A 25,620-nucleotide genomic window follows, 5' to 3' on the forward strand; every position below is an offset into this window, starting at 1 on the left:
TGTTATCCACGGCTGTATCGCCGTTTGATTCCGGTACTGCGAACTACTTGATTGAAAAAGGGGAAGGGCAGATGGGCGCTAGAGGGCGACCACCAGCTTGCCGACGTGCCGGCCACGGCGCAGGGCGTCGTAGGCGGCGGGGGTTTCGTCAAAGCCGAAAAGATCACTGATTACCGGCTTGATCCGGTTGACTGACAACGCGGCCAGCAGCGCCTGGAACATGCTGCGGCTGCCCACATTGACGCCTTGCAAGCGCACCTGGCGCTCCAGCACCTGTCGCGGGTCCAGCAAAGTGCCCTGGCTGGCCAGATCACCCACCACGCTGACCTTGCCGCCGACCCGCGTCGCGGCGACCGAGCGCGGCAGGGTGTCGCCACAAACATCGACCATCTGATCTACACCGCGGCCCTCGGTCCACGCCATCAAGCCGTTTTGCCATTCCGGCATACGGTGATGGTTGATGGTGTAACTCGCGCCCATGTGCACGGCACGGCACAGTTTGTCGTCATCACCACTGATCACCGCCACCCGCGCACCCGCCGCCACGGCCAGTTGTAGCGCCATGGATGCCACACCACCTGTGCCCAGCACCGCCACGTACTCACCCGGTCGCACCGCGCCGTGTTCCATCAACGCATGCCAGGCGGTGACACCGGCGCAAGGCAACGCGGCGGCTTCTTCAAAGCTCAGGGCGTCAGGCAGCGGCAACAGCGCGGATTCGCTAAACACCGCGAACTCGCTGGCCACACCGTCGCTGTCCGCGCCGAACGTGCGGCGGGTGTTCTCTTGCGTGGCGTTCTGGCTGGTCCAGTCCGGGAAGAACGTGTTGACCACCCGCTGACCCAATCGCAGGCTGCGCACTTCTTTGCCCAGTTCGATCACTTCACCTGATGAATCCGACAACGGCACCACAGCGTGCTCGGCCCGGTAACCCAGGCAACCATCCGCAATGGCCAGATCCCGATGATTGAGCGACACCGCCCGCACCCGCACCAGTACATCCCGTGGACCCAGCGCCGGCGTGGCGCGGCTCTTCTGCAAACGCAGTGATGCACTGCCGCATTGAGAGGGGTCGAGGACAAAGGCGCGCATGTCGGCCATCCAGATAATGATTGATTGCGGCAAGAATATTGATAAACTAGACCAGTCGTCTAATTGACAGTTGATAACAATGTCATCACCAGGAATGATGGATAAACAACGCAGTTGAACACTGGCGCGGTTTCAACGCGTTTGTGGCAGATGCAAGCCTGTATTAGAAAAATCGAAAGTGGGTTGTAGTGTCAGTGGTTGTCAGCATGAAATTTGCGTGAACCTATTGATTTGGCATGTGGTAATCATCACCTGTAGTGATTAGTTGGTTTGGTGTGAGTCCACGTGATTTCCGGGCAAAACCCGGAGAGCAAACTGGGTTGTGGTTGCGGTTGTTTTTGACTTTCTCCCCCTGTCGAGGACTTTTCCGATTGAGGGAGGGAGACCTTGGGCTCCCGACTGATTGAGGGAAGCCCGGAGGGCAAAAGTCCGGGGGTCGCCTTTTCTTTGGGTACTTTCTTTTGGCGACCCAAAAGAAAGTACCGTGCTCCGGGCACCCCCGGTATCAAAAACACCCGCGCCGAAGGCGCTAACACATATCGCAAAGGTGGATTGTCGCTGCCGCTCCGAATCCACCCTACAAGGCTGGCCTTCTTGCCAATAAAGGCCACCTCCGGCGGCTGGACTGGATTCCGGCTCAAGGGGCCCGCCGAGGACCGGAATGGCGAGCCGGTGAAGAATGAAGTTCATTCATATTGCGGACAACGTGGTCCCAAAAGCAGCGAACAGGTAGCCAAATATGGCAAGTGCGCTGCTTATGAAACAAACAAATATCCCGCGCCGCAAGGCGCTAACCTTCCATCAACCAGGAACCCCTCATGCGTGATGTAGACCTGAACCTCCTCTCCATCTTCGACGCCATCATGACCGAGGGCTCCGTCACCAAGGCGGCCCAGCAACTGGCCATGACGCAATCTGCGGTCAGCAACGCCGTTGCCCGCATGCGCGTGGTGTGGAAAGACCCACTCTTCATCAAGGAAGGCCGTGGCATCCGTCCCACGCCGCGTGCATCGGCCATCTGGCGGGATATTGGCCTGCCGCTGGCCACGATCCGCGAAACCATCAATCCGGCGCCGTTTGACCCGGCCACCACGGCGCGCCGGTTCCGTATTGCGGCGACCGACCATATGACCTACCCGTTGTGGCCGCCACTACGCAACCTGCTGGAAGCGCGTGCACCGGGCATCGATATTCTGGCCGTGCCAATCCGCGTGAACGGCCTGAAAGACCAGTTCGACGAGAACGAGATTGACCTCGCTGTCGGCGTCAAAGCCTTGCCAGGCGGTGAATTGCGTCAGCAATGGATGTTCGATACCGGCTTTGTCTGCGCCATGCGCCGCAATCATCCGCTGGCTAATCGGCCGCTATCGCTGGAAAACTTTCTGAGCGCGGATCACCTGCTGGTCTCACTCTCGGGTGATCCGGTCGGGTTTGTGGATGAGTTGTTACTGCAAAAGGGCATGCGCCGCCGCGTGGCCATGACGGTGAACAATTTCTATGGCGTGATCGACTTGCTGACCGCCTGTAACCTGATCGCCGTCGTGCCAGAAAGCGTAGTGCTGACGCACCCGCGCCGCGCTGAAATCCATGCCACCCCCTTGCCGTTTGAGATGCCGCAGTCTCACGCGCATATGGTTTGGCATAACCGGTGCGAGCGTGATCCGGGGCATCAGTGGTTGCGGCAGACGATTATGGATATCTGTATGCGGGTGTGTGCGTCGTGTGAGAGCCGGTTGTTGCCGGGGGCGGGATCGTCGTCGCAGCAGTGGCAGGATCCGATGCCGGCGTTGCTGGAGGAGTAAAAAGGATGGGCTTGCGAGCCCATCACTTCGTCATTCCGGCCTGGCGCCGGAGTCTTGTTTGGCCGCTGCAAGTGGCCTTTGCTGGCCGTTGCCAAAATGTAGCCCGGATGGCGGTCGCAAGGCCGGGAATCCGGGGTCGCGGGCCTGGTTCATATTATTGTGGGTTGTTAGCGCCTTGCGGCGCGGGTGAAAGGCATTTGATACCCGGGGTGCCGGGCCCACGTTACTTTCTTTGCTTCGCCAAAGAAAGTAACCAAAGAAAGGCGACCCCAGCCTGGCGGCCCTCCGGGCTGCCCTCAGTCGGTCGGGAGCCTGGGGTCTCCCTCGCTCCTTCGGCGCTTGGCTTTAATGGGGGAGAAAGTCAAAAGCAACCCCAACCCCGCAAACCATCTTTACGCAAGCATGATCTGATTGCTCCACCACCTCGTCATTCCCGCGAAGGCGGGAATCCAGCTACGCTCTTGGCGATCCACAAACGTGGAAATGGCTCCGCGGAATGGCTCCGAAAAGAGGCGATCCATCAAGCGATGACGGATCGCGAAACACTTCCCTCAACGCGGCACCAGCACGGCCTTCGGTTCCAGAAACGCTTCCATCCCGTTCTTGCCGTATTCCCGGCCAATGCCGGACTGTTTGAACCCGCCAAATGGTGCCGCCGGTTCGTGCGGGGCGCCGTTGATGGCCACGCGGCCGGCTTCCAGTTGGTTGGCCACGCGTTGCGCACGCGCCACGTCAGACGACAACACGTACGCCTGTAGGCCATACAGCGTGTCGTTGGCAATGCGGATGGCGTCTTCCTCGGTCTTGTAAGTGATGATCGACAACACCGGCCCAAAGATCTCCTCACGGGCAATGGTCATGTCGTTGTGCACATCGGCAAACACGGTCGGTTTCACGAACCAGCCGTTGTCGGTGCCGTCAGGCCGGCCTTCGCCGCCGGTGAGCAATGTTGCGCCTTCTTCCTGACCCAGGCGGATATAGCGTTGTACGCGTTCCCATTGTTTCTGGCTGACCATCGGGCCGATCTGTGTTTGTGGGTCATGCGGGTCACCAGACTGGATACTCGCCACGGCGTTTTTCACACGAGCGGCGAAGTCGGTGGCCATATGTTCCGGCACCAGAATGCGCGTGCCGGCAATGCAAGCCTGGCCGCTGTTGGTGAAGCCCGCTTGCAGTGCCTGGTCTACGGCCACGTTCAGGTCAGCATCGTCCAGCACCACGACCGGAGATTTGCCGCCCAACTCCAGGGTGATGCGTTTGAAGGTCTCGGCCCCGGCTTTCAGGATGCCTTTGCCGACGGCGCTGGAACCAGTGAAAGACACTTTGGCAATGTCCGGGTGGCTGCTGAGCACCGCGCCGACGACCTCGCCACGGCCGGTCACAATGTTCACCACGCCTTGCGGGATGTCGGCGGCGCTTAGGGCTTCCATCACGATTTGCGTCTGGATCGCACTCATTTCGCTGGGTTTGACCACGGCGGTACAACCAGCCGCCAGCGCGGCGGCCAGCTTGCCGCAGATAAACCCGGCATTGCTGTTCCACGGCGTGATCAGGCCCGCGACACCCAGCGGCGTCATGATGACGTCGGCCGTGCCGGCGCGGTAGGTGAAGCTGTAGTTTTCCAGTACGTTGGCGGCGTCTTCCAGTACGTTGACGGCATGATGGGCCATCCAGCCCGCACGGGATACCGGTGCGCCGTATTCAGTCACCAGGGCTTCGGTCAGGTCATCCACACGGGCACGGACCTGGGCCGCCATACGGCGCAGCAGGGCGATACGGCTTTCTTTGCTGCTGCGGCTGAAGGTGGGGAAGGCGCGTTTGGCGGCCGCAATGGCGCGCTCTGCGTCGGTGGCGTCGGCCAGTTGTACCTGCCCGATCACCTCGGCTTTGGCCGGGTTATAGAGGTCAAAGAGTTCGGTGCCATGTGGGGTGACCAAAGCGCCATCAATAAACACCTGATTGATGCGTTGCATGTTGTTTCTCCTGGGTTCGTCGCTGTGTTTTCAGCATCCATGCAGGGAAGATAGGCTTACCGGATTGCATTAACTAGCCGTACAATCTTTGATGACTTGTTGAGGAAATCAGGACAATGCAAACATCCGGCCTGAATGAACTGGAAGCTGTCCTCGCTGTTGCCCGCTTGAAGAGTTTTCGCGCAGCGGCAACAGAACTGGGGGTGTCGACTTCCGCCTTGAGCCACACTGTCGCTGCACTTGAAGCGCGTCTGGGGGTGAGGCTCTTTAACCGCACTACCCGCAGCGTGGCGCTGACCGAGGCCGGCAGCCAGTTTGCAGACCAGATCGCCCCTGCGCTGACGCTGATCCGCAGTGCCATTGATACTGCCGGTAACTACCGCGACACGCCCTCTGGCACGTTACGGATCAATACCTCTACCGGTGCGGCGCGCGCGGCTATGCCGTTGTTCATGGCGTTTCTGCAGCGTTACCCGGACATGCGGCTGGACATCGTCACGGAGGGCAAGCTGATTGATATTGTGGTGGCGGGGTTTGATGCGGGCATCCGGCTGGCAGAGACCGTACCGCAAGACATGATCGCCATCCCGATGGGCGGGCCTTTGTCTTTTGCCGTCGTTGGTAGCCCCGACTACTTTGCGCGCAACCCGCCGCCGCAAACGCCGGGGGATTTACTGCAGCACGAGTGCATCCGCTCTCGCCTGCCCAGCGGTGGTATCTATCGCTGGGAATTCTTTCGCCACGGCGAGTCGACAGTGGTCGATGTACAGGGGCAGATCACGCTGGATGAAGGGACATTGATGCTGGATGCTGCCCGCGCAGGTCAGGGGCTGAGTTACCTGAGCGACAGTTCGGTGGCGGCAGATCTGGCAAATGGGACGTTGGTCCGCGTTTTGCAAGAGTGGACACCCGCCTTCCCGGGTCTGTGTTTGTATTACCCCAGCCGCAAACACCTCTCTGCCGGCCTGCGCGCGTTGATAGACCTGATCCGCAGCAGTGATTTACAGCCATCGGCCTTATGACGTGGCGTACTGGGCAATGCCGTTGCCGAAAGACCAGTTTTCTTTTTTTACCTCAACCAGGTTGATCAACACGTCTTCCTGGCGCACGTGCAAATCCTTCTCCAGACTTTTGGCCAGCGTTTGGTAAAGCGACTTTTTCTGTTCTACGGTACGGCCTTCGTTCAAAGTAATCTGAACGAAGATGATCCCATCCGTCCGATGGATGCCAAGGTACTGCGGGTCATAGATCATGTGCTCGGCATCGTGTTCGGCCAGGACCTGAAACAGATCGTGATCCGGCACATTCATGGCACTTTGCAAGGCGGCGAAAACGTGTTGACCCACGCGTTTGGCAAAGGTCGGGTCTTTGTGTTTGCGAATATCGATGCGGACCAGCGGCATGGTAAGGCTCCTGCTCAGGGGTATGACCGCATCATAGAGTGGGCTTCCAGCCATGCGATGCTCGTGCGCCAATCGGCAGCTTCAACTTGTTCAGGCGGCAGACTATAGTTCCTGCCGAAACGCGCCGTTTTCTTGCCGAAGTCACTTGTTGTTCAAACTCTGATCAATACCAAAGGACCGTCAGTCATGAGCAAAATCGCAATTGTCTATTTCAGCGGCTACGGCCATACCGCCAAACAGGCTGAGGCTGTGCACGAAGGTGCCGTGGCCGCCGGTGCTGAGGCCACGCTGTACCGCATTGATGGCGAAGGCAATCTGCCTGATGGCGCGTTTGATGCCATTGGCGCGGCAGACGCCATCATCTATGGCAGCCCGACCTATATGGGCGGACCGGCCTGGCAGTTCAAGAAGTTTGCCGATGCATCGTCCAAGCCATGGTTTATGCAAGCGTGGAAAAACAAAGTGGCGGCTGGCTTTACCAATTCGGCCTCTACCAACGGTGACAAGTTCTCGACGATCGAGTACTTCTGGACGCTGTCGCAACAGCACGGGCAAGTGTGGGTGGGGACAGGTCTGATGCCGGCCAATACCAAGGCCCACGGCCCGAATGATGTGAACTGGACTGCGGGTTTTGCCGGTGCGTTGGCGATCTCGCCGTCGGATGCCTCGCCAGAGGAAGCACCGCGCAGTGGTGATCTGGAAACAGCGCGTTTGCTGGGCAAGCGGGTCGTGGAATTTGCGGCGAAGCTGGCGAAGTAAGTTATTTGCTGCTGCCCGCCGAGTGTCGGTCTGGCGCGGGTGATCAGGAAACGGTCGTTGTCGGCATGAGCTGGCGATGGCCGTTTTTTGTTTTTTGTGGCGGGAAGGGGTATTTGGAGCCTTGGCGACAATCCACCATGGCTGGTTTCAAACCTGAACCAGTGTTAGCGCCTGACGGCGCGGTTTGAAAAGCATTTGATACCGGCTGTGGCCGGAGCACGTTACTTTCTTTGCTTCGCCAAAGAAAGTAACCAAAGAAAGGCGACCCCTGCGACAGCGCCCCTTCGGGGTTCCCTGCGCTTCTCGCGTGGCCCGGCAGGCTCGGGAACTCGCTACGCTCAGACACCCCTCGCCGAATTCCCGGGCCCCGCTGCGATGCTCGGCACTGCCGGAGGGGAGGCAAGTCAAAAGCAACGGCAACATCAAAAGCCAAAGGCAAAGGCAAAGGCAAAGGCAAAGGCAAAGGCAAAGGCAAAGGCAAAGGCAAAGGCCCCAACGCTCGCTTGCAAGAACGGTCCACCACGCCCACCACTTCGTCATTCCCCTCGGCGGGCCCCCGCTGAGGCGGGAATCCAGTCCGCAGCCCAACGGGCTGCTTGTGGTGGATTACCGCGATCACTCTGAATTGTCTTGAGCGGCAGGCATACATCGCAGCTGGATTCCGGCTCCAGGCCGGAATGACGAGTCAGTGGGATGCGTGTTGAATTGGCTGTTGCTGTTGCTGTTGCTGTTGCTGTTGCTGTTGCTGTTGCTGTTGCTGTTGCTGTTGTTGTTGCTGCTGTTGCTGCTGTTGTTGTTGTTGTTGACTTGGGTTTTGGGGTTGCCGCTGCTTTTGACTTTCTTCCCCCGTTAAAGCCAAGCGCCGATGGAGTGGAGGGAGACCCAAGGCTCCCGACCGACTGAGGGAAGCCCGGAGGGCCGCCAGGCTGGGGTCGCCTTTCTTTGCCTACTTTCTTTGGCGAAGCAAAGAAAGTAGGGTGCTCCGGCCACCGCCGGTATCAAAAGCTTTTAAAAGCCGTGCCGAAGGCGCTAACAACATCCAACAATGTGAACAAGATCAGTCTCCCCGGATTCCCGGCCAGAGGTGACCCCCATCCCGGCTACTCAGTGGCAAAGCCACAAACCATCATGCCAGGATAGCGGCATCCAAAAATGCCACCCTGTCCCAAACCCCACATTTTGTCGCTCTTCCTGCCGCCAGCAACACAATCCACCCGCCGTGGCCGGGCAAACCGCCCGCAAATCAAGGCAATCCCGCTGGCACGGTTTCTGCAAATACACCCCTGACCATCCATTGATGCTCAACAAAAACCAGAAACCACAAGGATTTGCCATGACCACCACGTTTACCCTGACCACGCCGGTCTCGCGCGCGCTCAATGCCCTGGCGCTGGATCGTCCGGCCATCCAGACGCCTGAAGACGTCACCATTACACCTACCGGTGGTGCACTGGGCGCCATTGTTACCGGGCTGGATGCCAACCGCCCGCTCTCGTCTGATCTGGTGTTGCGCCTGAAAAAGGCGCTGGATGACCACCACATCCTGATTTTTCGTAACCAGCAACTGAGTGATGATCGCTTCCTGGCATTCACCACCTACTTTGGCTCGGTCTTTCGTCCGCCAGAAGATGTCCCCGTGCTGGCCTCTGAAGCCGCCGGCACACCGCCGGATGTCGTGCCCGTCTCTAACCAGTCGGGTGGCTATACCGGCAATGGTGAGCTGACTCCGCATATTGACCATCAATGGACGCCGCTGCCCTCGGCCGGATCGTTGCTGTATGCGCTGGAAGTCCCGGCCTCTGGCGGGCTGACCAGTTGGTACAACATTGCCGAGGCCTATGCCGATCTGGATGACGAAACCCGCGCCGAGATCGACCAGCTACAACTGATCACCTACAACCCGTTTACCCACCCGCATGGTCAGCCGCGCCGCTTGTATCGTCTGCCGGATCAAACGCCCACCAGCGCGGCGTTCCCGCATCCACTGGTGCGGACACATCCATCCAGCGGCAAGAAGGTGTTGTTCTTGTCTACGCATACCGAGGTCGAAGTTCCGGGTGTTGATCCGGAACATGCACAGACACTGATCGCACGCCTGCGCGACCACCTGCAAAACCCGGATTACCGCTACGAGCATGACTGGCAAGTCGGCGACATCGTGTATTGGGACAACCAGGCGACGTTGCATTCGCGGACCGCTTTCCCGGCTGAAGAGCGTCGCGTGCTCAAGCGCGTGAGCCTGGCCGGCAGCCGCCCCTTCTAAGCCATCAAGGAGAACTCCATGAGCCAACGCCAACTGAAACTCAATGCCTTTTTGATGACCGCCGGCCACCACGTGGCGGCCTGGCGTCACCCGCAAGCCCGTGCTGATGGCGGCATTCAGTTTGAGCACTTCAAGCAGATTGCCCAGACGGCTGAGCGCGCCAAATTCGATGCCGTGTTCTTTGCCGACAGCGCCGCCGTGTGGGGTGCGGGCGCAGAGCAGGAAGCGCAAAGCCGTAGCGCGCAGGCAGATCATTTCGAGCCGATTACGCTGCTTTCGGCCTTGTCTGCCGTGACCGATCACATTGGCCTGATCGCCACGGTGACCACCACCTATAACGAGCCTTATCACCTGGCGCGCAAGTTTGCCTCGCTGGATCATTTATCAGGCGGCCGTGCGGGCTGGAACCTGGTGACGTCGGCCAATGCCGCAGAGGCATTCAACTTCAGCCGGGAAGCACACCTGGCCCATGCCGACCGCTACAACCGCGCCGAAGAATTCATCGACGTGGTGACCGGCCTGTGGGACAGCTGGGACGACGATGCCTTTGTGCGCGACAAACAATCCGGCCGTTTCTTCAAGCCAGACGCCGTGCACCGGCTGGATCATCAGGGTAAACACTTCAGCGTACGCGGGCCGTTGAACGTGGCGCGGCCGGTGCAGGGCTACCCGGTGATCGTGCAGGCCGGTTCATCCGAGCCGGGCAAGGAACTGGCCGCGCGTACGGCAGAGGTGATCTTCACCGCCCAGCAAACACTGGCTGATGCGCAAGCGTTTTACCGTGATGTGAAAGGTCGGCTGGCCCGCTATGGCCGTACGCCAGATCAACTGAAGATTTTGCCGGGCGTGTTCCCGGTGGTTGGCCGCACACGGGAAGAGGCACAAGAGAAGTATCAGGCGCTGCAAGATCTCATCCAACCCGCTGTTGGGCTGGCGCTGTTGTCCGGCATGCTGGGCGGTGCGGATTTGTCGGCCTACCCACTGGATGGCCCGTTGCCAGACCTGCCGGAAAGCAACGGTGGCAAGAGCCGGCAGTCTTTGCTGGTGGAGCTGGCGCGGCGTGACAACTTGTCGATTCGCGAACTCTATCTGCGCATTGCCGGTGCGCGCGGGCACCTGACGCTGGTCGGGTCGGCGGTGGATGTGGCAGATCAGTTGCAGGAATGGTTCGAAAACGACGCCGCCGATGGCTTTAACGTCATGCCACCCACGCTGCCCGGCGGCCTGGATGACTTTATCGAACTGGTGCTGCCAGAACTGCGTAAACGCGGTCTGTTCCGTACCGAGTACGAAGGCCACACGCTGCGGGAAAGCCTTGGGCTGGCGCGTCCGGTCAACCGCTATACCCACAAGGTAGTGGCGTAAAGGAAGTAGGCGCTGCAGGCGCTGATCCGGTCCAGTCCGGTCTGGATCAGCGCCTTTGTTAAACCGCGCGGGCCAGATGCGCTAGCGGAAGGCCGGCATGGGTGGTTTGTACGTTATCCAGCCAGCCGTGCCGCTTCATCAGCGTGCGCAAGGCATGGCGGGAAATCCCCAGCGCTTGCGCAGTGCGGACCTGATTGAAGCGGTGCTGGGTCAGCGCCGTGTGGACGATCTGGCGCTCCAGCCGTGCAAACAGATCTGGTGTCGCCTCTGACAACAACCGCGTGAGCGCGTGATCAATCAGCTCATTGGGCTCGATCATGCCGGCTTCCACGGCCGGTGTCGGCACATTGGGCACGGGCGGGTTCAGATCAGGGTCCAGTAGCAGATGCTCGGGCCGGATATTTCCTTCATGCGCCAGCAGCAGCGCGGCGTGCATGACGTTTTCCAGTTCCCGGATGTTGCCCGGCCAGGTGTGACGTAATAGTGCCTGGCGAATGTCTGGCCCCAGTTCTGGCGTCGGTTGTCCCTGGCGCTGGGCATAGCGTGCCAGGAAATGTTCCGCCAGCGGCAGGATATCCCCAGTGCGTTCCCGCAACGGCGCAACGGGCAGCGTAATCAGGTTGATGCGGTAATACAGATCACGCCGGAACCGGCCATCCTGTACCGCTGCCTGCAAATCCACATTGGTCGCCGCAACCACGCGCACATCAATCGGAACCGGCTTGCGGGCACCCACGCGAACCACTTCTTTTTCTTGCAGCACGCGCAGCAAGCGGGTTTGCAAAATCAGCGGTAACTCGCCGATCTCATCCAGAAACAGCGTGCCACCCCGTGCGGCTTCAAAATAGCCTTCGCGCTGGCGCAGCGCGCCGGTGAAGGCACCGGCCTCGTGGCCGAAGAACTCACTCTCCGCCAGGGTTTCGTTGATTGCCCCGCAGTTGATCGCCATAAATGGCCCGGTACGCCCGCTGGTTTCATGCAGCTTGCGCGCCAGGATTTCCTTGCCCGTACCGGTCTCGCCCACGATCAGGATCGGGGCCTCGCTGGCGGCGACTTTCTCTAGCCGGGCAAACAGCGCGCGGCTGGCCGGGTCTGAAAACACCACCGCCTTGGCGCGCTCGGCTTTGGCGGGGTCTGTAGGCAGGGTATAGATCGGGGTATTCGACAGCATGGCAGCTCCTGGCGGATGGGTTTTGTCCAGGTGGGGTCATGGAACTGGATTGACTTTATAATGGTTTTTTAATAACTAAAAATAATTTGTAGATTTGTTGTTATATCGGTAAGTGAGGTTTTGGCCAACAAAGAGAGGTCTGGTTTGCCAAAAAACAAGCCCCGCAAATGCGGGGCTTGTTTCAAGATCCAGTCTGCCTCACCAGGCAAAGTGCCATTCCCCAGCAGTCAGCGGATCCGGGCGGCGCAGCGCCAGGTCGGCGACCAGCTTTCCATCGCCAAACTCTTGCAATACATCTTCCTTGATCGCCGCGAAGTCATAACTCCCGCGATCCCGGGGGCGGGCCAGCGGTACATCCACAATGCGCTTGATCCGGCCCGGACGTGGTTGCATCACCACGATGCGGTCGCCCAGGTAAACGGCTTCTTCCACATCGTGCGTCACGAGGATCATGGTGATGCCTTCTTGCTCCCAGATGCGTTGCAGTTCTTGCTGCAGATAGTTGCGGGTCAGGGCGTCGAGTGCGCCGAAGGGTTCATCCAGCAACAAGACTTCCGGCCGGTTCACGAGGGCTCGGGCGATGGCGACGCGCTGGCTCATCCCGCCAGACAGCTGATAGGGGTAAGCGCCCTCAAACCCTTTCAGGCCAACGAGGTCAATGTGTTCCTGAATGGCTTTCTGGCGCTGCGCGGGGGTCTGTTCGCTATTGAGCAAACCCAGTCCCACGTTCTGTTCCACGGTCAGCCAGGGGAACAAGCGATGCTCCTGGAACACGATGCCCCGATTCAGGCTGGTGCCGGTGATGCGTTGGCCGTCCAGCGCGATCTCACCCTGGTAGTCTTGCTCCAGACCAATGATCAAGCGCAACAGCGTGGATTTGCCGCAACCGCTGGCGCCAACGATGCTGACGAACTCGCCCGGCTTGATAGAGAGGGAGATGTTTTCCAGCACCGGCTTGGGTTCGCCAGAAACCGGGTAATGCTTGCCCAGATTACGGATGTCGAGCGTGGCTGCATGTGCCATGGTGGTGTCCTTGTTCAATGTTTGATGTGCGGTTTAGCGGCGTTGCCAACGTGTGAAATAGCGTTCCACGCCGCCCGCCAGTGCGGTGAAGCCGTAGCCAATCAAGCCGACCAGAATCACGCCCAGCAGCACGTAATCCATGCGGAATTGTTCCTGGCCATCGGTCAGCAAATTGCCGATGCCCGTGCCAGCGGTCAGCAGATATTCAGAACCCAGTGTGGCCAGCCAGGCGTAAATCAACGCCAGGTAAACACCACTGAAAATGCCCGGCAGCGCGGCGGGCAGGACCACGCGGCGCACCAGTTGCTGGCGGTTCCAGCCCAGTACGCGGGCGACTTCGACCAACTCTTTAGGTACGCCGCGCACGGCCGCCAGGGTGTTGATAAAGGCTGGCCAGAACGCGGCCAGCGCGATAAAGGCGATCTTGGCCAGATCACCCAGGCCAAACCACAAAGAGATCAGCGGCACCCAGGCAAAGATCGAGACTTGTTTGAAGGCGTTCAGTGTCGGGTTGAAGATGTTCTCGGCCAGCCTGAACAGGCCCAGGGCAGTCCCCAGGGCAAGGCCGGCCAGCGTACCAATCGCAAAGCCGGCCAGATCACGTGTCAGACTGGCGCTGAGTGCTTGCCACAGCGTGCCGGTGCGGATCAGTTCAAGCGCCGCATCGACCACCTTGCCCGGCGAGACAAACAACGGGTTGGTAAAGCGGCCGCTGGCATAGCCGGCCCACCACAAGAACAGGATCAGCGCTGGCAATACCCAGCCCCGCAAAGCGGGCGGGACGGCGGCGGGGTGCAAATACCGCAGCCATGATGAGGTACGGTTTGGTGAAGTCATGATTTCCCCTCAAAACGCTTCACGGCGCCAGCGCAGCAGGCGTTTTTCGATCACGGACAACAGCTTGTCCAGCACAAAGCCCACGCCGCCAATGATGACCACGGCGGCCAGCACGACATCCAGCTGGAACAACTGCCGACCGTAAACAATCAAAAACCCCAGCCCCTCGCTGGAGGCCAGCAGTTCTACGGCAACCAGGGCCAGCCAGGCGTTGGTCAGACCGTAGCGAATGCCATTCCAGATGCCCGGCAACGCGGCAGGCAGAATCACCCGTGTTAGCTGCTGCCAGCGACCAAAGCCGTACACGCGGGCTACTTCAAGGTACTGGGGCGGCACACTGCGGATGCCCTGGTCGGTATTGATGGCCACGGGCACCAGCACGGCTTTGGCGACCAAGACCACCTTCAACGCTTCTTCCATGCCCAGGAGCAGGATCAGAAACGGCAACCAGCCCAGCACCGGTACTTGTGCGACGGCACGGAACAGCGGGTAGACGTAGTCCCGGAGCAGGCTGGAGAGCCCAAAGCCAACGCCCAGCAGCAAACCCAGTGCTGCGCCCAGGCCAAAGCCCCAGACCACGCGCCAGAAGCTGACGAGCGCGTTGCGGGCCAGGTCGCCCGTTTGCGCCAGTTCGGTTAGCGCGCTGAGTACGGTGGTCGGGCTGGGCAGGATTTGCGGCGCGATCCATTCATAGCGTGTGGCCAGCGCCCACGCGCCGAGCAAGGCAAGTGGAAACATCAGCGCAATCAACGCGCGTCCCGCAGCTGGCAGGCGTGGAAGACGCCAGTGCCGGGCAGGCCGTACTGCCACGGGTTCTGGTGCAGTGGGCAAGGGTAGCAGTGGTTGTTGGGTCAGCATGGGCTCTCCCTGCAGTCTCATTTGGCGGCCAGCTTGTGGCCGTTGTTGTCCAGCGTTGGCCAGAAACCGGTCAGCTGGGACTGCTGCAGCGCGGCCGCCAGGAAGGAGCCATCTGCCCACTGTTTGACATCAACCCGACTACGCGCCAACTTCAGGCGGAACGCATCGTCTGCCACGCCTTGATACAAGCTCAGGGCGTAATCCGTCAGCAAGGGGCTCGATTGCAGCAGCGCATCTTCGCCATCCTGGTCTTCATGCAGGGTTTTTTCCGGGAAGCCCATTTTGGCGACAAGACTGATATACGCATTGGTATTGGCCGGATCAGCCAGCCAGCGGTTGGCGGGCAGCAGGGCTTTCAAGAGGCGCGTGGTGGTTTGCGGATACTTTTTGGCAAAGTCATCGGTCACCAGTACGCCGGAATTGCATGCGTAGGCCGCGTTTTCATGGTCGCTGAACACAATGCGAGCCAGGCCTTTGTCTTTGAGCGGCAGAATCTGGACCCATGAGAACACCGCATCGATGGACTTGCTCGATAGCGCAGGGGCAATGCCTTCTACGGACAGATTGACCACGCGGATGTCACGCTCGGTCAGCCCGTTGGCGGCCAGAATACGGTTGATCGGGGTCTGGATATTGGTGCCGATAGAAAACCCAACGCGCTTGCCCTTGAGATCTTTAACGCTCTTGATGGGCGAGTCTGGCGGCACAGCCAGGTAGACGTGCTGGCGCGTGCCTGCCAGTGCAATCAGCCGGGTATTGAGGCCACCGGCTTTGCCCACCAGCGAGGGCAAATCACCCTGGAAAGCAAAATCCAGCTGCTTGTTGGTCAGTGCTTCGTTCACGGCCGGGCCCGCACCGCGGAAAAACACCCAGTCGATCTTCACGTTGTCTTTCTTGAATTCTTCTTCAATCAGGCCACGCGTATAGGCCACGCCAACCGGGCCGACCGTGAAGGCGGGCGGATTGCCGGTTTTAGGGGTTGCCACGCCAATATGGATGACCGTGGGCGGCGCTTCGGCGAAGGCGCCGGCGGCCAGGCCAAACGCCGTCACCGCCAGGGTGAGGCGTGCCAGCGGGCCGCGTAAAAATGAAAGGCTGAACATGGGCAGGTCCTCAGAGGTGGAAAATGAATGTGGTTATGGGGTGCATCAGTGGGCGGGGCCGCGCCAGATCAGCAGGCGGTTTTCCAGCCGTTGCGCCAGGCGATTCAACGCGTAGCCAGTCAGGCCGATCACCAGCATGCCGACAATGATCACGTCTACCCGGAATGCAGAGCGGCCACGGATCACCGTCGCGCCAACGCCGGCGGCATCGAAACTGGGCAGCAAGAATTCCGCGCCGATGGTGGCCAGCCAGGCATAGATCAGTGCCAGGTTCAGCCCGGTCAGAATCTGCGGCGATGCTGCGGGCAAAACCAGCCGCACCAACCGTTGCCAGCGGCTAAAGCCATATACGCGGGCGACCTCAAACTGCGCTTTGCTCACGCTGCGGATGCCTTCATGCGTGGACAACACCACGGGGTAAAAAGCCGCGACAGCAATGAACAGCACGCGGGCTTGATCGGTGTAGCCCAGCCAGATCGAGATCAACGGAATCCACGCGAACAGGCTGATCTGCCGCACCGTATGGAAGGTTGGCCCCAACAGGCGATCGGCCCAGCGCGACAAACCCAGCAGCGTGCCAAAGGCAATGCCGGCCAGGCTGCCCAGCACAAAGCCGGCCAGATCCCGCGCCAGGCTGGCGGCCAGGGCATGCGCAAAACCGTTGGCGGTGATCTCTTGCCAGCCGGCTTGCAGTACTGCCAGCGGGCTGACGATCAGTTTGGTGTTGACCCAGCCTGCGCTGGCGGCGACTTGCCACAGCGCGACAAACAGCACGGGGAAAACCAGACCGCGCCAGTCGCGTTGCCACAGGGCAGTACGGGTAGAAGAAGTGGACATGGCAGTCTCCTTAAAATGCGTTGCGACGCCAGCGTTGCAGCCGGTTCTCGATCAAAGCCAGTGCGCGATCGAGCACCACACCCACCATCCCGATCAGGATCATGGCGACGACCACCAGATCCAGCTGCAGCAACTGGCGGCCCCAGACCATCAGGTAACCGACGCCTTCACCTGCAGCCAACAGTTCAACAAACACCAGTGCCAGCCATGCCTGCATGACGGCCTGGCGCAAACCATTGAAGAGCGTCGGCAAGGCGCTGGGCAGCACCACGCGGGTAATCACTTGCGGCAGGCTGAAACGGTAAACGCGGGCGACATCCAGCAAGGGGCGCGGTACTTGAGCGATGCCTTTGGTGGTCTGCACGGTGACGGGCACGATGACCGCCAGCGAAATCGCCAGGACTTTCAGGGGTTCGCCAATGCCGACAAAGATGATCAGCAGCGGAATCCAGCCAATGACCGGAAACTGCGCGACCACCTCAAAGGTTGGATACAGATAAGCGCGGGCGCGGCGAGAGAAACCAAACAACACGCCCAGCACGAGGCCCGCGCCGCCGCCCAGCAGCAAACTCCAGCCCACGCGCTTGAGACTGATCACGAGGTTGCTGGTCAGATCGCCGCTTTGCCACAAGTCGATGAACGAGGCGTAAACCAGCGCCGGTGAGGGCAATAACTGAGCCGGCAACCAATGCGCGCTGGCCGCGTGCTGCCACAAGGCCAAAAGCAGCAAGGGCACAATCGCGCCGACCAGTACGTGACTGGTTTTGACCAGCCAGCCAGCCAGCCGGGATGGCGCCGGAACAGGGCGGGCAGGGGCCGGCAGGATGACGGCGGTAGAACTGTCTGCAGACATGAACGCAACTCCGGTCTATGCCCGCCACCCAGACCCGGTGGCGGGCTGGGTGCTGGTTACTTCTTGATATTGCCGTTGGCGTCGTATTCGTCCCAGTAGTGCTCAAGATGTTGTTCTTTGAGCGCTGTTTCCAGGTACTTCGGTTCGATCCAGCCATCCAGGCTCACGTCGTGGCGGATCAACTTGTAGCGCTTGGCTTCATTGACCGACTTTTGCAGCGTGGCGCGGTAGTAGTCATCCAGCAGCGGGTTATTGATTTCCTTGAGCTGGTAGTTCTGATAGTTCTTCAGAAAGTCGCCGTAGCCGGTATTGCCCGATTGCGCCCATTGGTGAAAGAGCTTGTCGCGGTTGGCTTCATCTGCGGTCCATTGCGCGGTTTTCACCAGCGCGTTCACAACGCGTTGCACGATCTGCGGGTACTTTTTCTCAAAGTCGGTACTGACCCAGAAGCTGGTCACCGAGCTGATTTTTGGGTCACGTGGAATGGTCAGCACACGTTTGGCAATGCCGCGTGCTTCCAGATCCCATGGCGAGATGATGGTGCCGTCGATGGTCTTGGTCGCCAACGATGCCTTCTGGTTGTCGGCGTTCTGGGTCAGGATGGTGAAGTCTTTTTCGGTCAAGCCATTGGCTTCCAGTACGCGGTCCAGCACCAGCTGGTTGGCGGTGCCCTTGAAGGTAGACAGCGTTTTGCCCTTCAGGTCCTGGATTGTCTTGGCCTGGCTATCCACCGGGGCCACCACATAAGTCGGGCCAAAGCGGCTTACGCCCAGAATGATGTGGTGGGAGATCCCCGTAGAGCGGCCGACGATCAGTGGCAGGTCGCCATGAAAGGCGAAGTCCACGAGACCGTTGGCGGCTTGTTCATTGACCGCCGGGCCGGCGCCAGGGAAGAACGTCCACTGCACCTTGATGCCATCGGCCTTGAATTCTTTCTCAAGCGCCGAGAGGTAATTGGCTGAAGCAATAAAGTTGGTATCGCCCAACGGCCGGCCACCGGTGCCAGCGCCGGGGTAGGCAATGCGGATCACGGTCGGTTTATCTTCGGCGTGGGCCGGTGCGGCCAGGGTCAGCGCGGCCAGTGCGAAGGTGGCCAGTGTGCGCAAAAAGTGATGTTTCATGATGAGTCCTGTGGTTTGCGGTTTTTGTTATCCGGATAGCCTGATCAGAAGCCGAACTGGAACTGCGCCAGCAGCTCAGAGATGTCCGACTTCGTCGCCGGGTTGGCGACTGCCGCGTTCTCATACAGATAGCGGTTCAAGTTGAGCTGGAACTTGGTGGTCTGGGCGAAGAACACATTCAGGCCCAGCGTGGCGATGGTCGATTTGGCGCTCTTGGCTGAAGACAGATCGACGTTCGGGTTCCACTGATCCCAGCGGGCAAATGCCTGATACGACTTGGGCCAATAATCGTCGTACTTGGCCTGGCTCTTGGAGCTATTGAGGAACTGCTCGCCCCACGTATAGAACGCGGTGAAGGTCTGGCTCTGGCCTTTCACGCCCGTGGTACCGACGCCGCTGATGGCATCTTTGTTGCGGGCCTGCACGTATTCATACGTCGCGCCAAACGGGAAGTGGTTGTAGTAGACATCCACGCCGTAAAAGTGGTCGTAACCCAGCGGATTCACGGTGGTAGTGCCGTTCACGAGGCTCAAGCCGCCCTGGTAATACGAGGCACCAATCTTCAGTTCGCGCAGCCAGCTGGTGTAATCCACCGGCAGTGTGTACGTCGCGCGGGCGACGAAGCCCTTGTTGTTATTGTTGTCCTGGACGTTGGGGCCACTGCCATTCACGACACCAATGGCGTACTCAAACAACGGCGCGCGGTAATTGGATGAGTAATCCACGTTGGGCGAATAATCGCCCCGCGCCACAAGGCCAATCTGGCGGAAACCAAGGCCTGTGCCATTGAGGAATTGGGCATTGTTGATGACCGGACGCAGCGATTCATCCGTCTGGATTTCCAGCCCGAACGGCAGCAACTGTTGACCCAGGGTCAGGTTGAAGATCGGGTTTTCCAGATCGCCGCCGCTGGGTACGGGGCTATAGCGCAGATAGGCATCCTGCACATTGAAATAGGTGTTGGCCGAAGGCGGGCTGCTCTGGGCATAACCCAGCTGCAAGCGGTAATCCAGATTGCGGCCTTCCTTGTAGTCCTTGTACAAACTGCCCGAGAACGACACGAGGGCCAGCGGGATGCTGAAACCGGAGTTGCGCGGGCTCGAGGGTGACGCCGCACCACCGCTGACGGCCGGGGTCTCCACCGCGTAACGGGTCTGGATCGTGCCGTTGATATTGGTATTGCGCAGGGTCAGCGCCTGGGCTGTGTCGTGATCGTGCTGTTGCTGATACTTGTAGTTTTCAAGATCAGCGCGCAGACCGTCGATATCCTGGCGGGTGGCCACCTGGCCGGCTGGGTCAGCGTCTGCGCTGGCTGCGGGCACGCCATCTGTAGCGACGATGGCCGCAGGAGCAGGGGTCGGTGCGGTTGCAGTCGCTGTCTTTTGCGCCTGCAGTTGCTGTTTGAGGCTATCCACCGCAGCCTGCAGCGCTTCAATTTTCTTTTCGAGTTCTTCAGTGCTGGGTGCGGCGGCGTGACTGGTGCCGGCCAAGGCCAGCAAGCTGGCGCCGACCACCAGTTTTTTCCGGTGTTTTTTTGAGAATTGCATGCTCAGCGTATCCCTTGATCAAGTCAGTGCGGCGGTGCTGGCCGCGTAATGTTGGTGTTGTGTCTGGCTGGCCTGTGCGGTGACACCAGGCAAAAAGCCGTGCTGGACTACAGTGAGCCGGGTTGATCAAAAGCTGCATGGCTATCTCCAGGTGCGTCGCAGGGCGAGTGAAGCTCTTATAAGCAGAGTTCGTGCCAGAATGGTTTTGTTAGAAAAATATGGAATAACGGGGGCTGGGTGCGGGATAGCGCCGGGTGCGCTGTGGCAAATCAAACACTTTGTGGTGATCGGTGCAGCCTTCCTCACAGGCAGGCTGCAAAACCGACATGGAGTCCGCGAAATGCGTGGTCTGGCGGGGTGGAATGGTCATTGCTGAGTGAGTCTCTGACTAATCCTCACAGGAGTTCACATGAGCCAGACCTTGTTGCAAGCGCGCTATGGCAGCCCGCAAACCACTGCCCACGCCGCACCGTTGAATGCCACGCTGCAAACCTTGTTGTCCCACCGTTCCGTGCGTGCGTTTTTGCCTGATGCGGTGAGCGCAGAAACGTTGAGCGTGCTGATCGCGGCCGCGCAATCGGCCGCAACCTCGTCCAATCTGCAAGCCTGGAGTGTGGTTGCCGTGCAAGACCCGCCGTGCAAGCAGCGGCTGGCCGCGTTGGCTGCCAACCAGGCCCACATCAAGGAAGCACCGCTGTTACTGGTGTTTCTGGCTGATTTGTCGCGGCTTGAACGCACGGCAGATCGCCAGCAGCAAACTGTTGGTGGATTGCAATATCTGGAGTCTTTTCTGTTGGCCGCCATTGATGCGGCGCTGGCTGCGCAGAATGTGGTAGCAGCGGCTGAATCGCTGGGTCTGGGTACGGTGTATATCGGCGCGATCCGGAATCAGCCAGAGGCCGTGGCGGCAGAGTTGAAACTGCCGCCACAAGTGTTCCCGGTATTCGGGCTGGTGGTAGGTACGCCCGATCCGCTTCGGCCGGCATCGGTCAAACCACGCTTGCCGCAAAGTGTAGTGCTGCATCACGAACAGTACGAAAGCGCGCCGGAAGCTGCGGCTATCGCCAGTTACGATGAAGTCCTCAAGGCGTTCTATGCCAGCCAGGGGTTGCCACCCGTACCCTGGTCGCAGCATGTGTTGGGCCGGGTGAAAGACGCTGCCGCATTAAACGGGCGCGATCGCCTGGCACAGGCGGCCAGAACGCTTGGCTTTGGTCTTGTTTAACCCGGGAATGGAGCACAAGTCATGACCAGCTTGACCCTGGACACACCCGAACTGGCTCAGCAGTACGATGAGATCAGCGATCCACAATACGAACATGGCCAGTTTTTGTTGCAGGCGCTGGCGCTCAAACCCGGTGACAAGCTGCTGGATATCGGGGCGGGCACGGGCCGGTTGAGCGAATTGGTAGCCCGCCACCATGTTGGTCCGGCTGGGCATGTCACTGCGCTGGAACCGTTGCCATTACGGGTAGCGATCGCCCGCGGGCGAGCCTCGGCCAATCACACGGTAGAAGTCGGGCAGGGTGAGGATCTGAGTCGCTTTGAAGATAACCAGTTTGATGCGGTGATCCTCAATAGCGTCTATCACTGGCTGCCCGATAAAGCCCGGGTGCTGGCAGAGTCTTTTCGTGTGCTCAAACCGGGCGGACGTATTGCAATCAGCAGCGCCGCCCGTGAGCGCCCACATGATATCCAGCAGATCATCAGTCGCATCCTCGGGCAGACGGGGTTGGGCCGTAGCCATGCGATCGGCAGCACGCCGTACAAGGTCAGCTTTGCAGAACTGGCAAAGCAACTGGAACACGCCGGGTTCCTGGTCGATGAGATTCGCATCCGCCGCTTTGCGGACCGCTTTGGCGATATCCAGGCGGTACTGGATTTTTCCGCAGCCAGCTCGTTCGGTAACTTTTTGAATGAGTTCTTGCCGGAAGTGCGAGGCAAGCTGCTTGCAGATATCCATGACGCGCTGGTGCAGTACCGCCAGGCCGATGGTTCACTTCTGCTGTACCGGAATCTCTTGTTTGCTGTGGGCAGAAAGATTTAGCGCCAGGGCCATGCCCGTTCAGGAGGGACAACCGCGGCGGCCGGCATGGGGTCTGGCCGTCGCGGTGGTTCTCCTCCTCCCCTTGCGCCCCGCCTCCCGCATCACGGTGACACGAAGATCACCGAATAACTGAATGACTGGGCCACGCCGCCGATCATCACGTGGCTGATCGATACATTGAGCCGGGTATCCGCAGGTGAGCGGTTCCAGCCTGTGCTGCTGATATTCCAGCCGATCGTGTTATCCCCATAGCCAGGATCCAGTTCACCCACGTTAGCCAGAACCACCGTATTGCCGGTGTCGTCCGTCATGCTCACGGTAGCGGATGAAAAATCTGCATCAGGATAAGAGAACGACCATTGCATGCTGGCCGGCTCGAAGATGTGGTTATCAATCGGGACATAGCCCGGCGGGGGCCAGGCTATGCCATTGGCTGGTGTGTACGCCGGACCATCGTTGCCCACGACCCACAACGCATCTGCCCGTGGGGTATCGCCGCTGCCAACGAGGACAAGACGCGAATACAGTACCCAGCGTCGGTGCCCCAGTGTGGTGATGCCCTGATCGGTTACATACAGCCGAATACCGCCAATGCCCTGATTGAGCCAGGGCGTGCCCAACGAAAGGTTTGAGCTGCCCGCCGCCGTAGCCCCTGTTGCTGTGTAGCAGGCCCAGGTTGCTGGCGGATTGTGATCAAGCGTGCTGTTGGCATCCATCATCAACGCCGCTTGCTGAGCCTGGGCCGATAAATCCAGCGATAACGTGACATTGCCAGGCAATCCGGCCATGGCGCGGTAGTAGTTGACGAGGCGTACTACGGCGTTTTTGTAGTTGAGCGGTGTGTCACCTGCATTGCACTGGCTCACGTTGCCCGTCCAGGAGAAAGCCGTGGATTGCAGGGGTAGAAAATCATATTGATAGTGCGCCAGCACCTCGGCACGGTTGCTGGTGTCGATGGGCACAAACGCAGTACCGGCCGCCGTGGTTGTCGGGGTCGAGGACGCCGTATTGGCGCTGCCGTTCGTGTTACTGCTGCCATCACCGCCACCGCAAGCGGTCAGCAGGCCGCAGAACCATGCCAGGCAGAATGTATGACTGCAAACGTGCAGAGAAGGCAAGTTCAAGAGCGCCTCCATCATTTTATTGTCATTTTTTTATGGTAGAGGCGTGCTGCGTGCTGGCAGCTTGGGGCGATTGCCGGTGTGTGTTTTGTCAGCCCGGCGAGAAGGACACGCGGGCACGACTGATCTGCCATGCCTTGAGAAATCTGCCTTGCTTGTCGGTTATGTCAGTTACAACTGACAAACCGACGCCAGAAAAGCCGGGCTGAAAGCTTACGGCTGTCGGATTGCGATTGAAAAAGCCAGCGCCAAGGTCTGTTCTTGATGCTGGTTTTTCTCGTTTTTTTCAGATAGTTGGTGCGTGAATTACGCGCCTGGCATTAAAAAATGCGCCTGCACCTTGCTTTATGGACTTGCCTGTTTACTCTCATATCTAGGTGCCGGACAAAATTACAAAACCATGATGCGCTGATCATCAAACTCCCGTTTTCTTACCGATTTTGAAATTAAAACGGATCTGGCAAGGGGCTTGAAGCGCAGCACATCATTAGTAATGCACCGCAGGGCGCACGTGCAAACGTCGTCCGGTCTTGCCAGTAAAGGGGAGCGCAGTGAAACAACAGCACATCGCCTGGGCGGTACTGGGTTTTTTCAATTTGCTGCTGGCCAGCGTATTGGCGGGCACCTGGTGGTATGGCCTCTTGCTGGGGCTGGTGGTGGCCGCTGTGGGCGGGTGGTTGCTCAAACAGAGCGCGACCCCGGCTGTCGCCGAAACCGTCCGCGTCCAGGACACCGCCACCGTTGTTGAATCCACCGCTACCAAATATGTCCGCTTGCCTGAACTGGTGACCGGCGTGGTCCCGTTGTGGGGGCGCAATATCGAACTGGCGCGCAGTCAGACGCGTGAAGCCGTTGATAATCTGGTGGTGCGCTTTGGGGGCATCAACCAGCAACTGGGTCAGGCGGTCGGCCTGGCAGCATCAGGCAGCGGCAGCAACATGCTGCACATGATTGATGAATCGCGTACGCAACTGGACGGCATTATTGCTGCGCTCCAGGACGTGCTCAGCGCACGTGAAACCCTCCTCAAAGAAATTGAAGGCCTCGGGCAGTTCAATGCCGAACTGCAGCGCATGGCTGCCGACGTGGCCCACATTGCCGGGCAAACCAACCTGCTTGCGCTCAACGCTGCCATTGAAGCCGCCCGTGCAGGCGAAGCCGGGCGCGGCTTTGCCGTGGTGGCCGATGAGGTACGCAAGCTTTCGAATATGTCGGGTGAAACCGGCAAGCGGATTGCCACCAAGATCGAGTCGATCAACCACACCATTGAGTCCGCACTGCATGCGGCGAGCGATATTTCCAAAGAAGAAGCCCGCATGATCGAACACAGCCAGGGGGTGATCAGTGGCGTGGTTGAAAATTTCCAGCAGGCGGCTAGCCAGTTGTCCGACACGGTGGGCCAGCTTGAACAGGAAAGCCGTTCGGTTGAGCACGAGGTTCAACAAGTGCTGGTCAATCTGCAATTCCAGGACCGCATCAGCCAGATTCTGGAACACGTCAAACTGGACATGGAAAAACTGGCTGGACTGCTGGAATCCCGGCAGCCCTTGCCGGATGAACACACCTGGCGGTCTGACCTTGAGCGCAGCTACACCACGCTGGAACAACGTTATGCCCACCATGGTGAAAGCGCGGCACAAGCGGCTGCGCCTTCCGGCGGTATTGAATTCTTTTGAGATGAGTGCAGAGCGTTTGTGCTCGCATGGCCCGACAAGGAGTGATACATGGCAAAGACCATCCTGATCGTTGACGACTCGTTTAGCCTGCGCCAGACCTTGGGCATTGCGCTTAAAGGTGCCGGTTACGATGTGGTCGAAGCCGTAGACGGCAAGGATGCGCTGGCCAAACTGGATGGCCGCAAGTTCAACCTGATCATCTCTGATGTGAACATGCCCAATATGGATGGCATCAGCTTTGTCAAAGCGGCAAAGCTGCTGCCGGCCTACAAGTTCACCCCCATCATCATGCTGACCACCGAAGGTGACGAAGCCAAAAAAGCTGAAGGCCGTGCCGCAGGCGTGCGTGCCTGGGTGATCAAACCCTTCCAGCCGCCCGTGCTGCTGGATGCCGTATCCAAACTGATTATGGCTTGAGGGGGCCGCCACCATGAGCGAGCCTGATGACGAACTCTCTGCCAACATCCCGCAGCCAGCGCTACACAAGCTGGGTGGCGATATCACCATTTTCCGCGCGACCGAACTGAAAGACGACCTGATGCAGGCGCTGGCCGTAGCCGACCGGCATCTGGATCTGGATCTGTCTGACGTGCAAGAAATCGACACCGCCGGTGTGCAGCTATTGCTGTCTGCCCAACTGGAGGCCACGGCACAGGAAAAACCGCTGCGTTGCCATCACCCCAGTCCGCAACTGGTCGCCGTGCTGGCGCTGCTGAACCTCACCGGGCGCTTGCTGACCGCGCCGCAAACCAGCGAAGCCGGAGGCTGA

The 25,620-nt window shown here is 59.5% G+C and carries 24 protein-coding genes; 11 read left to right on the forward strand and 13 right to left on the reverse strand.

Features of this window, described 5'->3' with window-relative positions; all coding sequences use genetic code 11:
• Positions 1-78 precede the first annotated feature (78 nt).
• The gene (locus tag IEX44_RS14790) at positions 79-1,092 is read right to left on the reverse strand and encodes a zinc-dependent alcohol dehydrogenase family protein (protein ID WP_188695478.1); all 1,014 of its coding nucleotides are present in this window, start codon (positions 1,090-1,092) and stop codon (positions 79-81) included.
• 818 nt (positions 1,093-1,910) lie between these two features.
• Here IEX44_RS14790 and IEX44_RS14795 point away from each other — a divergent pair.
• Positions 1,911-2,894, forward strand: a complete 984-nt coding sequence (locus tag IEX44_RS14795) for a LysR family transcriptional regulator (RefSeq protein WP_188695481.1) — start codon at positions 1,911-1,913, stop codon at positions 2,892-2,894.
• Positions 2,895-3,445: 551 nt separating this feature from the next.
• Here the strand turns inward: IEX44_RS14795 and IEX44_RS14800 are convergent.
• Positions 3,446-4,867, reverse strand: a complete 1,422-nt coding sequence (locus tag IEX44_RS14800; RefSeq protein WP_188695484.1) for an aldehyde dehydrogenase family protein — start codon at positions 4,865-4,867, stop codon at positions 3,446-3,448.
• A 116-nt stretch (positions 4,868-4,983) separates the two neighbouring features.
• Here IEX44_RS14800 and IEX44_RS14805 point away from each other — a divergent pair, with 116 nt between their 5' ends.
• Positions 4,984-5,889, forward strand: a complete 906-nt coding sequence (locus IEX44_RS14805; protein ID WP_188695489.1) for a LysR family transcriptional regulator — start codon at positions 4,984-4,986, stop codon at positions 5,887-5,889.
• Here IEX44_RS14805 and IEX44_RS14810 read toward each other — a convergent pair.
• Positions 5,884-6,270, reverse strand: coding sequence for a tautomerase family protein (locus IEX44_RS14810; RefSeq protein ID WP_188695491.1), 387 nt, complete (start codon positions 6,268-6,270; stop codon positions 5,884-5,886). The genes IEX44_RS14805 and IEX44_RS14810 overlap by 6 nt on opposite strands.
• A gap of 186 nt (positions 6,271-6,456) precedes the next feature.
• On the opposite strand from IEX44_RS14810, the gene IEX44_RS14815 reads away from it, so the two are divergent.
• From IEX44_RS14815 to IEX44_RS14830, 4 genes are all read left to right on the forward strand, one after another.
• Entirely contained in the window at positions 6,457-7,029 is a 573-nt protein-coding gene (locus IEX44_RS14815; RefSeq protein WP_188695494.1) for a flavodoxin family protein, read from the forward strand.
• A gap of 693 nt (positions 7,030-7,722) precedes the next feature.
• Complete coding sequence (locus tag IEX44_RS14820) at positions 7,723-7,932, forward strand: hypothetical protein (protein WP_188695498.1); 210 nt, start codon at positions 7,723-7,725, stop codon at positions 7,930-7,932.
• Positions 7,933-8,362: 430 nt separating this feature from the next.
• The gene (locus tag IEX44_RS14825) at positions 8,363-9,292 is read left to right on the forward strand and encodes a TauD/TfdA dioxygenase family protein (RefSeq protein ID WP_188695501.1); all 930 of its coding nucleotides are present in this window, start codon (positions 8,363-8,365) and stop codon (positions 9,290-9,292) included.
• 18 nt (positions 9,293-9,310) lie between these two features.
• Positions 9,311-10,657 (forward strand): LLM class flavin-dependent oxidoreductase, encoded by a 1,347-nt coding sequence (locus IEX44_RS14830; RefSeq protein WP_188695503.1) that lies wholly within the window; start codon positions 9,311-9,313, stop codon positions 10,655-10,657.
• Between the two features lie 58 nt (positions 10,658-10,715).
• Here IEX44_RS14830 and IEX44_RS14835 read toward each other — a convergent pair whose 3' ends face one another.
• The 9 genes from IEX44_RS14835 to IEX44_RS14875 form a co-directional block, all read right to left on the reverse strand.
• Positions 10,716-11,828, reverse strand: a complete 1,113-nt coding sequence (locus IEX44_RS14835) for a sigma-54 interaction domain-containing protein (RefSeq protein WP_188695506.1) — start codon at positions 11,826-11,828, stop codon at positions 10,716-10,718.
• A gap of 198 nt (positions 11,829-12,026) precedes the next feature.
• A complete protein-coding gene (locus IEX44_RS14840) occupies positions 12,027-12,851 on the reverse strand; it encodes an ABC transporter ATP-binding protein (protein WP_188695509.1) in 825 nt (274 codons plus the stop codon).
• A 33-nt stretch (positions 12,852-12,884) separates the two neighbouring features.
• Positions 12,885-13,688 (reverse strand): ABC transporter permease, encoded by an 804-nt coding sequence (locus IEX44_RS14845; protein WP_188695512.1) that lies wholly within the window; start codon positions 13,686-13,688, stop codon positions 12,885-12,887.
• Positions 13,689-13,697: 9 nt separating this feature from the next.
• Entirely contained in the window at positions 13,698-14,546 is an 849-nt protein-coding gene (locus tag IEX44_RS14850) for an ABC transporter permease (RefSeq protein WP_188695514.1), read from the reverse strand.
• A gap of 17 nt (positions 14,547-14,563) precedes the next feature.
• On the reverse strand, positions 14,564-15,649 hold the full coding sequence (locus IEX44_RS14855) for an ABC transporter substrate-binding protein (protein ID WP_188695517.1): 1,086 nt from the start codon (positions 15,647-15,649) through the stop codon (positions 14,564-14,566).
• A gap of 45 nt (positions 15,650-15,694) precedes the next feature.
• The gene (locus IEX44_RS14860) at positions 15,695-16,486 is read right to left on the reverse strand and encodes an ABC transporter permease (RefSeq protein ID WP_188695520.1); all 792 of its coding nucleotides are present in this window, start codon (positions 16,484-16,486) and stop codon (positions 15,695-15,697) included.
• 10 nt (positions 16,487-16,496) lie between these two features.
• Entirely contained in the window at positions 16,497-17,339 is an 843-nt protein-coding gene (locus IEX44_RS14865; protein ID WP_188695523.1) for an ABC transporter permease, read from the reverse strand.
• A 56-nt stretch (positions 17,340-17,395) separates the two neighbouring features.
• Positions 17,396-18,460 (reverse strand): ABC transporter substrate-binding protein, encoded by a 1,065-nt coding sequence (locus tag IEX44_RS14870; protein WP_188695526.1) that lies wholly within the window; start codon positions 18,458-18,460, stop codon positions 17,396-17,398.
• 44 nt (positions 18,461-18,504) lie between these two features.
• Positions 18,505-20,007 carry a putative porin gene (locus IEX44_RS14875; protein ID WP_188695528.1) on the reverse strand — a complete coding sequence of 501 codons (1,503 nt, stop codon included), beginning with the start codon at positions 20,005-20,007 and terminating at the stop codon, positions 18,505-18,507.
• 409 nt (positions 20,008-20,416) lie between these two features.
• Here IEX44_RS14875 and IEX44_RS14880 point away from each other — a divergent pair, with 409 nt between their 5' ends.
• Both IEX44_RS14880 and IEX44_RS14885 read left to right on the forward strand, forming a co-directional pair.
• Positions 20,417-21,232 carry an NADPH-dependent oxidoreductase gene (locus IEX44_RS14880; protein WP_188695531.1) on the forward strand — a complete coding sequence of 272 codons (816 nt, stop codon included), beginning with the start codon at positions 20,417-20,419 and terminating at the stop codon, positions 21,230-21,232.
• A 21-nt stretch (positions 21,233-21,253) separates the two neighbouring features.
• Entirely contained in the window at positions 21,254-22,054 is an 801-nt protein-coding gene (locus tag IEX44_RS14885; RefSeq protein ID WP_188695536.1) for a class I SAM-dependent methyltransferase, read from the forward strand.
• A gap of 101 nt (positions 22,055-22,155) precedes the next feature.
• Here the strand turns inward: IEX44_RS14885 and IEX44_RS14890 are convergent, their stop codons facing one another.
• Positions 22,156-23,178, reverse strand: a complete 1,023-nt coding sequence (locus IEX44_RS14890; protein ID WP_188695541.1) for a CAP domain-containing protein — start codon at positions 23,176-23,178, stop codon at positions 22,156-22,158.
• 944 nt (positions 23,179-24,122) lie between these two features.
• Here IEX44_RS14890 and IEX44_RS21385 point away from each other — a divergent pair.
• From IEX44_RS21385 to IEX44_RS14905, 3 genes are read left to right on the forward strand one after another with little or no spacing between them, the layout of a single operon-like run.
• The gene (locus tag IEX44_RS21385) at positions 24,123-24,851 is read left to right on the forward strand and encodes a methyl-accepting chemotaxis protein (protein WP_444544664.1); all 729 of its coding nucleotides are present in this window, start codon (positions 24,123-24,125) and stop codon (positions 24,849-24,851) included.
• Between the two features lie 48 nt (positions 24,852-24,899).
• Positions 24,900-25,268, forward strand: a complete 369-nt coding sequence (locus IEX44_RS14900) for a response regulator (protein WP_188695544.1) — start codon at positions 24,900-24,902, stop codon at positions 25,266-25,268.
• Between the two features lie 13 nt (positions 25,269-25,281).
• Positions 25,282-25,620 carry an STAS domain-containing protein gene (locus IEX44_RS14905; protein WP_188695546.1) on the forward strand — a complete coding sequence of 113 codons (339 nt, stop codon included), beginning with the start codon at positions 25,282-25,284 and terminating at the stop codon, positions 25,618-25,620.

It is taken from the genome of Silvimonas amylolytica (assembly GCF_014645555.1).
Classification (GTDB): domain Bacteria; phylum Pseudomonadota; class Gammaproteobacteria; order Burkholderiales; family Chitinibacteraceae; genus Silvimonas; species Silvimonas amylolytica.